Annotated in this window: 11 protein-coding genes; 10 read left to right on the forward strand and 1 reads right to left on the reverse strand. The window is 65.3% G+C overall.

From position 1 onward, the window contains the following. Positions 1 to 799, forward strand: a 799-nt coding sequence (locus Q7T45_RS24470) for a hypothetical protein (RefSeq protein ID WP_304874339.1), incomplete at its 5' end; no start/stop codon positions are given. 80 nt (positions 800 to 879) lie between these two features. After that, the gene (locus Q7T45_RS24475; protein WP_304874341.1) at positions 880 to 1,596 is read left to right on the forward strand and encodes a GrlR family regulatory protein; all 717 of its coding nucleotides are present in this window, start codon (positions 880 to 882) and stop codon (positions 1,594 to 1,596) included. Between the two features lie 135 nt (positions 1,597 to 1,731). On the opposite strand, the gene mutS is transcribed toward Q7T45_RS24475, so the two are convergent. Continuing rightward, the gene (mutS, locus tag Q7T45_RS24480) at positions 1,732 to 4,461 is read right to left on the reverse strand and encodes a DNA mismatch repair protein MutS (RefSeq protein ID WP_304874343.1); all 2,730 of its coding nucleotides are present in this window, start codon (positions 4,459 to 4,461) and stop codon (positions 1,732 to 1,734) included. A 208-nt stretch (positions 4,462 to 4,669) separates the two neighbouring features. Here mutS and pcaF point away from each other — a divergent pair, with 208 nt between their 5' ends. The 8 genes from pcaF to Q7T45_RS24520 form a co-directional block, all read left to right on the forward strand. Beyond that, entirely contained in the window at positions 4,670 to 5,878 is a 1,209-nt protein-coding gene (pcaF, locus tag Q7T45_RS24485) for a 3-oxoadipyl-CoA thiolase (RefSeq protein WP_304874345.1), read from the forward strand. Positions 5,879 to 5,911: 33 nt separating this feature from the next. Continuing rightward, on the forward strand, positions 5,912 to 7,639 hold the full coding sequence (locus tag Q7T45_RS24490) for an FAD-dependent oxidoreductase (protein ID WP_304874347.1): 1,728 nt from the start codon (positions 5,912 to 5,914) through the stop codon (positions 7,637 to 7,639). A 96-nt stretch (positions 7,640 to 7,735) separates the two neighbouring features. After that, positions 7,736 to 8,224: a type II 3-dehydroquinate dehydratase gene (locus Q7T45_RS24495; protein ID WP_304874349.1), complete on the forward strand. Its 489-nt coding sequence runs from the start codon at positions 7,736 to 7,738 to the stop codon at positions 8,222 to 8,224. A gap of 26 nt (positions 8,225 to 8,250) precedes the next feature. Continuing rightward, complete coding sequence (locus Q7T45_RS24500; RefSeq protein WP_304874350.1) at positions 8,251 to 8,904, forward strand: hypothetical protein; 654 nt, start codon at positions 8,251 to 8,253, stop codon at positions 8,902 to 8,904. Between the two features lie 3 nt (positions 8,905 to 8,907). Beyond that, complete coding sequence (locus Q7T45_RS24505; RefSeq protein ID WP_304874351.1) at positions 8,908 to 9,714, forward strand: sugar phosphate isomerase/epimerase; 807 nt, start codon at positions 8,908 to 8,910, stop codon at positions 9,712 to 9,714. Positions 9,715 to 9,828: 114 nt separating this feature from the next. Further along, on the forward strand, positions 9,829 to 10,722 hold the full coding sequence (locus Q7T45_RS24510) for a dioxygenase (protein WP_304874352.1): 894 nt from the start codon (positions 9,829 to 9,831) through the stop codon (positions 10,720 to 10,722). An 83-nt stretch (positions 10,723 to 10,805) separates the two neighbouring features. Then, complete coding sequence (locus tag Q7T45_RS24515) at positions 10,806 to 11,762, forward strand: tripartite tricarboxylate transporter substrate binding protein (RefSeq protein WP_304874353.1); 957 nt, start codon at positions 10,806 to 10,808, stop codon at positions 11,760 to 11,762. Positions 11,763 to 11,818: 56 nt separating this feature from the next. Beyond that, on the forward strand, positions 11,819 to 12,292 hold a 474-nt coding region (locus tag Q7T45_RS24520), incomplete at its 3' end, for a LysR family transcriptional regulator (RefSeq protein WP_304874355.1).

Consider the following 12,292-nt stretch of genomic DNA (forward strand, 5'->3'; position numbering starts at 1 on the left):
CCCCGAACTCGCCTTCCTCCTGACGCTCTTGCTGCGCATGGCGATCACGGCCGCGTTCGTGGTGACGGCGTCCGTGATCACCGAGCGCTCCGGCCCGGTGATCGGCGCGCTGGTCGCGACCCTGCCGATTTCGGCGGGGCCGTCCTACGTGTTTCTCGCGCTCGATCACGATGCGGCATTCATCGCCGAGGGCGCGCTGGCGAGCCTGCCGATCAACGCCGCGACGATCCTGCTGGGCCTCACCTATGTCGTGCTGGCGCAGCGCCAGAATGCGATGGTCAGTTGTCTCGGCGCGGTCGCGGTGTGGATCGCGCTGGCCTCGATCATTCGCTCGGTGCAGTGGACGCTGGCCGGCGGCCTGATCGCCAATGCGGTTGCTTTTGCGATTTGCGTGCCGCTGCTGCGGCGTTTTCGTCACGTCAGGATGCCAATCATCACGCGCCGCTGGTACGACATTCCCTTGCGCGCCTCGCTGGTCGCCACTTTGGTGGCGACGGTGGTCACGGCATCGGGCTGGGTCGGTCCCAAGGTCAGCGGCATCATCGCGTTGTTTCCGGTGGTGTTCACCAGCATGATGCTGATCCTGCACCCGCGCATTGGCGGCCCCGCAACCGCCGCCGTGATCGCCAACAGCGCCGGCGGATTGATGGGGCTCGGCATCGCGATCGCGATGATCAATGTGGCAGCCCCGCGGTTCGGCTCGGCAATCGGCCTCGGCATCGCGCTGGCGATCTGTATCAGCTGGAACCTTGCGCTGTGGTGGTGGAGCCGGCGGAAGCTGGCACGCATAGAACCGTAGGAGGTCCTACGGACAAGATTGATAGTTACCCCTGCCGTCAGACCCGCTAGGTTGGCCGCGGGACAAAACTGGGGCGCGCGGTGGAGGGGTTGTACAAGGTCGAATACGACATCAATAACGGCTCCGGCCGCAGCGTGCTGTACGCCCATGACGGCGAGATGCTCGGCGGCAATACGGCATTCGCCCACTTCGGCAGCTACCAGGATGTGGGCGGTGAAATCATTGCCAGGCTCAGGACCCGGCGCCACAGCGCGTCGCCGTACCACCGCTCGCTGGTCAGTTCCGACCAGGTCACCATCAGCATGCGCGGCAAGGCGGAGGGTCAACGCTATCGCTTCGCGGGTGAGGTGGTGGAGGACCTGGGCTCGGTGTTTCGCGCGGTCATGACGCCGCTCGGCAATGAGGACGTTCCGCCACCCGGCGCGGTCGGCGACGGCGGCATCGTCAGCGGACTCTACTCGATCGATATAAGGATGCTGGACGGCATTGCCGGCGGCCATACCGGCGTGATGCTGCTGCATGACGGCCGCATTCTCGGCGGCGACGCCTTCTTCTATTATCTCGGCGCCTACGCCTCGGCGAACGGCCGCTGGAAGGGCGAGTTCGTCAATCAGGAGCACACCCCGGCGAAGAGCGAGCATCCGCTGTTCGGCGGTTACGAGGTGGGCATCGGCTTCTCCGGCCGCTGCGACGCCAAGAGCGCCGAAATGGAGGCAACCGCGCTGGCCGGCAAGCGCAGTATCCGCCTGGCCGCCACGCTGAAGCTGATCCAGCCGTTTGCCAGCGCGAATCGCTGACGGCCTTCGCGTAGGGTGGGCAAAGGCGCGCGCTTCGCGCCGTGCCCACCATCTATCCAGGATCTCGCCTCATGAATGGTGGGCACACCACCGGGCGCGCGTTCGCGCGACCGGTGGCTTTGCCCACCCTACGGCTCACGCCTTCGGCAATTTCGCCTTCAGCGCATACAGCGCTTCCAGCGCATCGCGCGGCGACATCTCGTCGGGATGCAATGCTTTCAGCGCCTCGATCAGTTGTTCCGCCTCGCTCGGCGGCGCCGGCTCGGCGGCGGCGCGGGACGGCACTGCGAACAGCGGCAAATCGTCGAGCAGCACACGCGCGGCCTGGCCGCGGTCCTGCGCCTCCAGTTTTGCCAGCACCGATTTGGCGCGCGCGATCACAGGCGCGGGAAGCCCTGCGAGTTTTGCCACCTGGATGCCGTAGGAGCGGTCGGCCGAGCCCGGCAGCACTTCGTGCAGGAACACGACGTCGCCCTGCCATTCCTTGACCCGCACCGTGGCGTTGAACAGCCGCGGCAGCTTGGCGGAGAGCGCGGTCAGTTCGTGGTAGTGCGTGGCGAACAGCGCGCGGCAGCGGTTGGCCTCGTGCAGATGCTCGATCGCCGCCCAGGCGATGGAGAGGCCATCGAAGGTCGCGGTGCCGCGGCCGATCTCATCCAGGATCACCAGCGAGCGTTCGCTGGCCTGATTGAGGATCACAGCAGTCTCCACCATCTCCACCATGAAGGTGGAACGGCCGCGCGCCAGATCATCGGCGGCGCCGACGCGAGAGAACAGCCGGTCGACGATGCCGATGCGGGCGCGGGTGGCGGGGACAAAACTGCCGGTCTGCGCCAGCAGCGCAATCAGCGCGTTCTGACGCAGGAAGGTCGATTTGCCGGCCATGTTGGGGCCGGTGATCAGCCAGATCTGGCCGGACTTTTGGGCGGGTCCCGGGGAGAGATCGCAGGCGTTGGCGATGAAAGGGTGGCCGTCGCGCTTCAGTGCCTGCTCCACCACCGGATGCCGGCCGCCCTCGATCGCAAAGCCGAGCGAGCCATCCACTTCGGGGCGCACGTAATTGTCGTCGACCGCGAGTTTTGCCAATGCTGTCGCGACGTCGAGCAGCGCAAAGGCATGCGCGGCGGCGCGCAGATCGTCGCTGGCTTCCAGCACCATCGCGGACAGCCGGTCGAAAATTTCCAGTTCCAGCCCGAGCGCGCGGTCGCCGGCGTTCGCAATCTTGGCTTCGATCTCGCCGAGTTCCGAGGTGGTGAAACGCGTCTGCCCGGCCAGCGTCTGGCGATGAATGAAGGTCGCATTCAAGGGCGGCGACATCAGTTTGTCGCCATGCTGCGCGGTCACTTCGACGAAATAGCCGAGCACATTATTATGCCGGATTTTCAGTCCTTTGACGCCGGTATCGTCGGCGTAGCGCGCCTGCATCGCGGCGACGACGAGCCGCGAGGCATCGCGCAGATTGCGGGTCTCGTCGAGCGCGGCCTCATAGCCTTCGCGCACGAAACCGCCGTCGCGTTTTATGAGAGGCAGTTGCTCGGCGAGCGCTCGCTCGAATTCGCGCGCCAACTCGCGCGACGGGCGGCGCAGGGCCTCCATGATCCCAGCGATTTCCGGCGGCGGCGCTTGAAGCTCTCCGAGCCGCGCCAGCGCTGCATCGGCGGCCAGAATGCCGTCGCGCAGACCGGCGAGATCGCGCGGGCCGCCGCGTCCGACCGACAGCCGCGCCAGCGCGCGCGACATGTCGGGGGCCGATCGCAGCGTGGTCCTGAGGTCGTCGCGCGCCGCACTGTCGGCGACGAAGGTGGCGATCGCATCGAGCCGCCGCGCAATCGCGGCGCTGTCAGTGAGGGGAGCCGCCAGCCGCTGCGCCAGCAGGCGCGATCCGGCCGGGGTCACGGTGCAGTCGATGGCGTCGAGCAGCGAGCCGCGCCGCTCGCCGGCCAGCGTCCGCGTCAGTTCCAGATTGGCGCGGGTGGCGGGGTCGATCGCCATGGTGGTACCGGAAGCCTCGCGCGACGGCGGCGACAGCGGCGGGCGCTTTCCGACCTGCGTGCGGTCGATATAGGTAACGGCGGCGGCAGCAGCCGTCGCCTCCAGCCGCGACATCGCGCTGAGGCCATCCATGGTGGCGACGGCAAAATAATCGCACAGCCGCCGCTCCGCGGTGGCGCTGTCGAAGACGTCGCGGGTCAGCGGCGTCACCGCCGGCAGTTCGCGCAAGCTCGGCCCCAATTCGGGATCGCCATAGAGCGCGTCGGTAACGATGACCTCGTTCGGGTTGATCCGCGCCAGCGTCGCCGCGAGTTCGCCGGTGGCGCATTCCGTGACGATGAACTCGGCGGTGGAGATGTCGATCCAGGCGAGGCCGATGCGGTCGGTTCCCGCCGATCCGCGCGACCGCGCGATGGCCAGCAGATAATTATTGGCCTTGGCGTCCAGCAAGGTGTCTTCGGTCAGCGTGCCCGGCGTCACCAGCCGCACCACGCCGCGCCGGACCACGCTCTTGTTGCCGCGCGCCCGCGCCGCGGCCGGGTCTTCCATCTGCTCGCAGACCGCTACCCGGTGACCGGCCTCGATCAGGCGGTGCAGATAGTCCTCGGAGCGCTCCACCGGCACGCCGCACATGGCGATATCCATGCCCTGATGCTTGCCGCGCTTGGTGAGCACGATGCCGAGCGTTTTGGAGGCAATCTCGGCGTCCTCGAAGAACAGCTCGTAGAAGTCGCCCATCCGGTAGAACAGCAGCAGTCCGGGATGGCCGGCCTTGATCTCGAGATATTGTTCCATCATCGGCGTGACGCGCGCCATCGCCTCCGCCGAGGGAGCGGCGTCGGACGGTACGGGAATGGATTGCTGGATCGTCATTGCGGGCGGCAAACTACAAAATTTTCTCGGCTGATCCTATTGGTTTGCCGCGGCAATGTGGGTTTTCCACGTTCTCCCCTGCACCTTCCCCGCAAGCGGGAGAGGGGGCGCTAGAACCCTCAATTGACCTGCCACGCCCGCGCTCCTAAAACTCGCCTTCAATTCGGTCGGGTGGCCACGTAAAACGCGGCATTCAGGGAGAGATTCAATGCGCGATGTGTTTGTTTGCGATGCTGTACGCACCCCGATCGGCCGCTTCGGCGGTTCGCTCGCCAAAGTGCGCGCCGACGATCTGGCGGCGGTGCCGATCAAGGCGCTGATGGCGCGGCATCCAAAACTCGACTGGGCCGCGGTGGACGAAGTCTATTTCGGCTGCGCCAACCAGGCCGGCGAAGACAACCGCAACGTGGCGCGGATGGCCTTGTTGCTGGCCGGCCTGCCGGAATCGATCCCCGGCCTCACGCTCAACCGTCTCTGCGCCTCCGGTCTCGACGCCGTGGGCGCCGCCGGCCGCGCGATCCGCGCCGGCGAGATCGATTTTGCCATTGCCGGCGGCGTCGAATCGATGACGCGCGCGCCGTTCGTAATGGGCAAAGCGGCCGAAGCCTTTTCGCGTTCGCCCGATATTTTCGACACCACCATCGGCTGGCGCTTCATCAATCCCCTGATGAAGGCGCAATATGGCGTCGATGCGATGCCGGAGACCGGCGAGAACGTCGCCGAGGAATTCCAGGTGTCGCGCGCCGATCAGGACGCGTTCGCGATCCGCTCGCAGCAGCGCGCCGGCGTCGCGATCGCGTCGGGCTATTTTGCCGAGGAAATCACCGCAGTGTCGGTGCCCGGCGGCAAGGCCGGCCCTGTTAGCGTCGATAAGGACGAACACCCGCGTCCGGAAACCACGCTCGAAGGCCTCACCAAGTTGAAGCCGATCGTGCGCAATCCCGGCACGGTGACGGCGGGCAATGCCTCCGGCGTCAATGACGGCGCCGCCGCGATGATCCTGGCCTCGGAAGCCGCGGTGAAGAAGCACGGCCTGACGCCCCGCGCGCGGATTTTGGGCCTTGCCTCGGCCGCGGTGCCGCCGCGCATCATGGGAATCGGCCCGGTGCCGGCGACCCGCAAGCTGATGGAGCGACTCGGCCTGAAGATCAGCGATTTCGACCTGATCGAGCTCAATGAAGCCTTTGCCAGCCAGGGCATCGCCTGCCTGCGCCAGCTCGGCGTTGCTGATGATGCCGACTTCGTCAATCCGCATGGCGGCGCCATCGCGCTCGGCCATCCCCTCGGCATGAGCGGCGCGCGCCTCGCCATGACGGCTGTGCACGGCATGGAAAAGCGCGGCGGCAAGCGCGCGCTGGCGACGATGTGCGTCGGCGTCGGCCAGGGTGTCGCGATGGCGATCGAGAAGCTGGACTAGCTCGTCCCTCGTCCCGAACGATGGGGAACGCCCGTGCACCATACTGACTTGCGCGGCGTTCCCTCCGGCTACGACGTTGTCGTGATCGGCGCGGGCGCCGCCGGCCTCTCGGCCGCGCTGTTTTCCGCCATCCGAGGCGCCCGGACCTTGGTGGTCGAGAAGTCGGGTTTTGTCGGCGGCACCTCGGCGCTGTCGGCGGGTTCGATCTGGATACCGAAAACGCGTCATGCCTCTGAAGTCGCGGTGTCCGACAGCGCCGACAATGCCGAGCGATATCTGCAGCAGATCATCGGCAACCGGGCGGACGCCAATTTGCGCGCGGCATTCCTGAAGGCCGGACCTGAAGCGGTCGATGTGCTGGAAAGCCATTCCGAGGTGAAGCTGCGCGCCTATCCGCGCCATCCCGACTATCGCTCGGAGCTGGAGGGCGCTGTCGTGGCGGGGCGTGCGCTGGAGCCGCTGCCGTTCGACGGGCGGCTGCTGGGCGATTCACTTCGACTCGTTCGTCCGCCGATTCCGGAGTTCACGCTGCTCGGCGGCATGATGGTCGACCGCACCGACATCGGTCATTTGCTGTCCGCCACGAGGTCGATGAAATCGCTGCTTCATGCCACAAGGCTGCTGGCGCGGTATGGGCGTGACCGGCTGAGCTATCCGAGGGGCTCGCGGCTGGTGATGGGCAATGCGCTGGTCGGCCGTCTCCTGTATTCATTGATCCAGCGTGACGTCGACATACTGACGGACACCTCGCTCGAAAAAATTGTCCGGGATGCAAGCGGCCGCGTCACCTCGGCGGTTCTGATTTCGGGGGGGGTCACGCGGGATATCGGCATCCGAGACGGGCTGATTCTGGCGGGTGGTGGATTCAGCCGGCACGCTGGGCGGCGGTTTGCTATGCTGAGGACCGATGTGGCGTGGTCCGCCGTTGCGCCCGGTGCGAGCGGCGACGCGCAGGACAAGGCGATCGAGGTCGGCGCCCGCATCAGCGACAGGGATCTCAGCGCGGCCTTCTGGGCTCCTGCCTCGATTCGGCGCCGGCGCGATGGGTCGCAGGCGGTGTTTCCGCACTTCGTGCTCGACCGCGGCAAGCCGGGGACATTGGTGGTCGACAGCAACGGCCGCCGCTTCGTCAACGAAGCGATTTCGTACCATCAGTTCGCGCTGGAGATGCTGGCCAACGGTAACTCTGCGATCCCCGCATTTCTGATTGCGGACGCGGTGGCGCTGCGGAAATACGGTCTCGGCATGGTGCGTCCCGGCGGCTGGGGCACGCGCGCCGCCCTGGCCGACGGATACCTGATCGCCGCGGACAGCATCGAGCAACTGGCGCAACGATTGAAGATCGATTCCGACCGGTTGCGCGAGACGGTCGAGAAGATGAACGGTTACGCAAAAACCGGTCTCGATCTCGAATTCGGCCGGGGCAGCACGGTCTACCAGAACCACAATGGCGATGCGTCCGCCGCCGGAGCCAATCCCAATCTCGGCCCGATCGCGACCGCGCCGTTTTATGCGCTTCGGCTTTATCCCTCCGACATCGGCACGTCGGCGGGGCTGGTCACGGACGAATCTGCGCGCGTGCTGGATGCCGGCAGCCGGCCGATATCAGGGCTTTACGCTTGCGGCAACGACATGCAGTCGATCATGGGCGGCACCTATCCCGGCCCCGGGATCACGCTCGGGCCGGCCCTCGCCTTCGCCTACCTCGCAGCATCGGACGCGACAAGGATACTTGCATCGTCAAGGACGGGCCTTTCATGATTGCGCAACTCGTGGTCCTGTCTCCGCTGGTGACGGTGCCGGCAAAATGCTTCGGCGGCTGGGCGACTTGAATTCTGTACAATTGAGGGAGCGACCATGGCCGCGAAAATCATGATCCTGAACGGACCGAACCTGAATTTCCTGGGCATCCGGGAGCCGCACATCTATGGCTCGACCACGCTAGGCGAGATCGAGGCGAGTTGCCAGGAGCTCGCCGGCACTCTCGGGATCACGATCTCGTTTCACCAGTCCAATCTCGAAGGTGAACTCGTCAACCTGATCCAGTCGGCGCACGGCAAAGCCGACGCCATCATCATGAACCCCGCCGCCTATTCATTCACGTCGATCGCCTTGATCGACGCGCTGAAAATCTTCGAGGGGCCGAAGATCGAGGTTCATATCTCGAATATTCACGCCCGCGACGAACTGCACCGGCATTCGATCACCTCGACCGCGTCCACCGCCGTCATCTGTGGTCTCGGCCCGTACGGCTATATCGCCGCGATCCTGGCCGCCGTGCAAAAATTGGGTAAGTTGCCGGACAAAATTCCGGCGTCGCTCCATGGCCTGCGGGCGAAGGTATAGTTCAACGGCTTGGGGAGGATAGGGCGATGCGCGGAGCGGGTTTTCTGGCGATCTGGAGCGATGTCGAGCGGTCCAATCTGACCGACTATCGTCACTGGCTGACGCGCGAGCACACCACGGAGCGGGTGACCACCGAGGGATTCCTCGCCAATCGCGTGTTCCGCGCTCTCAGGGCCGACATCGAGCGCTTCTTCATTCTCTACGAACTGCAAACGCCCGAGGTTCTCGACGGCCCCGCCTACCTCGCGCGGCTGAACGCGCCGACGCCGTGGTCGCAGCGCATCATGCCGCAGCTCGGAAACTTCATTCGCGGTGGCGGTGTGGTGACGGCCCGCGCCGGGCGCGGCGAGGGGTCCACCATCGTCGCGCTGCGTCTCGAACGCCTGCCGGAAAACCCCAAGCGCCTCGCCGATGATATCGCCGCGCTCGATGGGGTCGCCGCGGTGCAGATCGGTGCCACCGATATCGCCAGGACCTCGGTGCCGACAATCGAGAAGGGGATGCGGAAGGACGAGGGCGTGTTTGCCGGCCTGCTGCTGATCGAAGCGCTCGACGAGGCTTCGCTTCGTAGCGCGGTACGCAAGGCGGCCGAAATGGCGCCCGATGTGCTTGGCCATGTCGGCGATCCCGAGATCTATCAAGGGATCTTCGCGCTCGACAAACGCATCGCCTGGACCTGAATCGTGCCGTCATTCTCTCTGGCCGCGCTGACCGTACTCGAACTGGCGCCGCCGGCATTGGTCGACGTCGCTGCGGCCTGCGGCTATGAGCACATCGGAATCCGGCTATTGCCGGCGACACCAGGCGGCGTCGCCTATCCGTTGATGGATGATGAGGCGAGCCTGAAGGAAACCCTCGCGCGGCTCGATGCGACCGGGGTGACGGTCGCGGACCTGGAAGTGGTCGCGTTGCGACCGGAAACCGACATCGCCGGCTTCTCCGCATTCTTCGAGACCGGCGCGCGGCTCGGCGCGAAACACATTCTGGTCGCGGCCTATGATCCCGAACTGGACAGGTTTGCGGATCGCTTCGCGGCATTTTGCGAGGCCGCTTCTCCCTTTGGGTTGTCAGCCGATCTCGAATTCATGCCGTGGACAGCGGTGCCCGACCTCGCGACCGCGTGGCGGATTGTCGAGAAAGTCGGCAAGGCCAATGCCGGCGTTCTGGTGGATGCGTTGCACTTCGACCGGTCGGGAAGTTCGATCGGCGACCTCGGAAAAATTCCCCCGGACCGGTTGCACTATTGGCAGTTGTGCGACGGCCCGGCCGAGCGGCCGGCGACGACGGAAGTCATGATGCTGGCGGCCCGAACCGAGCGGATGTTTCCAGGCGAGGGCGGCATCGATCTCGTTGCGCTGGCGCGCGCGATGCCGGCGCATATCACCATCAGCATCGAAGTCCCGACCGTGGAACTGGCGAAGACGATGGATGCGCAGGCCCGCGCGCAACGCGCGCTCGACGCGGCGAAGCGTGTGATTGCGGCGGTGTGAGCGTCCCTTTCGTCGTCGTCTGATTCGGATTAGCGTCGCTTGCCGATGCTCTACTCCCCTCCCCACCGCTTCGCGGGGGGAGGGGAGAAAATATTGCGGCCGAAGGAGTGCGCCATGATCATCGAACGTCAGCAGGACGTCACCGTTGCCGCGACATCTGTCATGCAACAGACGTCCGACCCGCGGCTGCAGGAAATTATGGTGTCGCTGGTCAAGCACCTCCACGGTTTTGTTCGCGATGTCAGGCTGACCGAGGCGGAATTCCGCGAAGCCGCCGCCATTATCGGCGAGCTCGGTAAACTCACGACCGACACGCACAACGAAATCATCCTGATGGCCGGCTCGCTCGGCGTCTCGTCGCTGGTGTGCCTTCTGAACAATGGCGATCAGGGCAATACCGAAACCGCGCAGTCGCTGCTCGGGCCGTTCTGGCGGCTGAACTCGCCACGCGTTAAAAACGGCGGCTCGATCGTCCGGTCCGATACGCCGGGCGCGCCATTGTTCGTCACCGCGCGCGTGGTGGACCCTGCCGGCCGGCCGATTGCGGGCGCGGAAGTCGATATCTGGCACGCCTCGCCGGTCGGGCTTTACGAAAACCAGGATCCCGAGCAGGCCGAGATGAACCTGCGCGGCAAATTCACCAGCGATGCCGATGGCCGCTTCTGGTTTCGGTCGGTGATGATGACGGGTTATCCGATTCCGACCAATGGCGTGGTCGGCCGCCTGTTGAAGCAGCAAAGCAGGCATCCCTATCGGCCGGCGCATCTGCACGCGCTGATCTTCAAGCCGGGATTCAAGGTCCTGATTTCCCAAGTCTACGATCCCGCCGACCCGCATATCGACAGCGATGTGCAGTTTGGCGTGACCAGGGCGCTGATCGGCGATTTCGTGCGCCATGACGAGCCGCATCCGACCGGGAGCGATGTCGTCACGCCCTGGTTTTCTCTCGACTACGTCTACCGGATGGAGGTAGGTGACGCCGTGCTTCCGCGTCCGCCCATCAAGTGAGGTGACAAATTGATCCACGAAATCAGGGCTACCCCATGACATTCGCTCCTTGCGCCGTCTCCCGGGTCCTGGTCCGGGCCTCCATGGCTGTGCTTGTGCTGCTGGCGCTCGTCGCCCCCCAACACCAGGCCTGGGCCCAGACCAACTACCCAGGCAAGCCGGTGCGCATCGTCTTGCCCTTTGCCGCCGGCGGCGTTGCCGATATCACCGCGCGCGTCATCGCGGAACGCCTCGGCGTCAAGCTGAACGGGCGCTTCTACGTCGAGAACCAGCCCGGCGCGGGCGGCATTGCCGCGGCCCGGACGGTGATTTCGTCGCAGCCCGATGGATATACGCTGGCCTTGCTGTCGAACGGAACCGCGATCAGCGTCTCCCTGTTCAACAAGCTGCCGTATGATCCGCTGAAGGATTTTGCGCCGATTTCGAGCCTGGGGTATTTCGATTTTATCCTGGCGACCAGCGCCGACTCGCCGTTCAAGACGCTGGCGGAGTTCATTGCGGCCGCCAGGGCAAAGCCCGGTTCGCTCAATGTCGGCACCATCAATGTCGGCAGCACCCAGAATTTGTCGGCCGAACTGTTCAAGACCGCGGCCAACCTCGATTTCGTGATCATTCCCCATCGGGGCACCCCTGAGGTTCTGATCTCCACCATGCAGGGCAATCTTGGCCTCATGATCGACAGCTACTCGGCGTTGAAGGGTAATCTCGCCGACGGAAAGATCCGGGCACTGGCGGCGACCGGGCCGGCACGTTCGGCCAGCACGCCGGATATTCCGACTGTGCAGGAATCGGGCGTCGCCAGTTACGACGTCGTGTCCTGGAATGCGCTGTTCGCTCCCGCCGCTACGCCGCCGGAAATCGTCAAAACGCTCAATCAGGCGCTGCGGGAAATCCTCGCCGAGCCCGACGTGAAAAAGCGCCTGCTCGAACTCGGCATCGAGGCCAAAGCCAGCACGCCAGAGGAAATATCCGCCCGGCTGAAGTCCGATATCGACAAGTGGAAAAACGTGATCGAGAAGGCCGGGATCCCGAAGCAATAGGTCCCCGGATTTAGGATGCACGGCTCAGCTGAGCGCGGGTGTACAGTCTCAGGGCCATGAACCTCAAGCAGCTCGAATATTTCGTCCATGTCGCCGAACTCGGCAGCTTCAGCAAGGCTGCCGTGGTGCTCGACATCGCGCAGCCCGCGCTCAGCCGCCAGGTGCGCAGCCTCGAGACCGAATTGCGCCAGCAGCTGTTCCTGCGCAACGGCCGTGGCGTGGCGCTGACCGACGCCGGCAAGCGCTTGTTCGACCACAGCGTCGCGGTGCTGCAGCTGATGGCGCATGCGCGCGAGGATCTGGGCGCCAGCCGCGACGAGCCGGTCGGGCGGGTGACCATCGGGTTGCCCCCGAGCATCGGCCGGCAACTGACGCTGCCGCTGATCGACCGCTTCAAGAAGCAGTTGCCCGCCGCCCGGCTGGCCGTCGTCGAGGGGCTGTCGACCCACATCGTCGAATGGGTCACCACCGGCCGCATCGACATCGGCCTGGTCTACAACCCCGAGGCGCAGGCCGGGCTGGAGATCACG

It is taken from the genome of Bradyrhizobium sp. (assembly GCF_030646015.1).
Classification (GTDB): domain Bacteria; phylum Pseudomonadota; class Alphaproteobacteria; order Rhizobiales; family Xanthobacteraceae; genus Bradyrhizobium.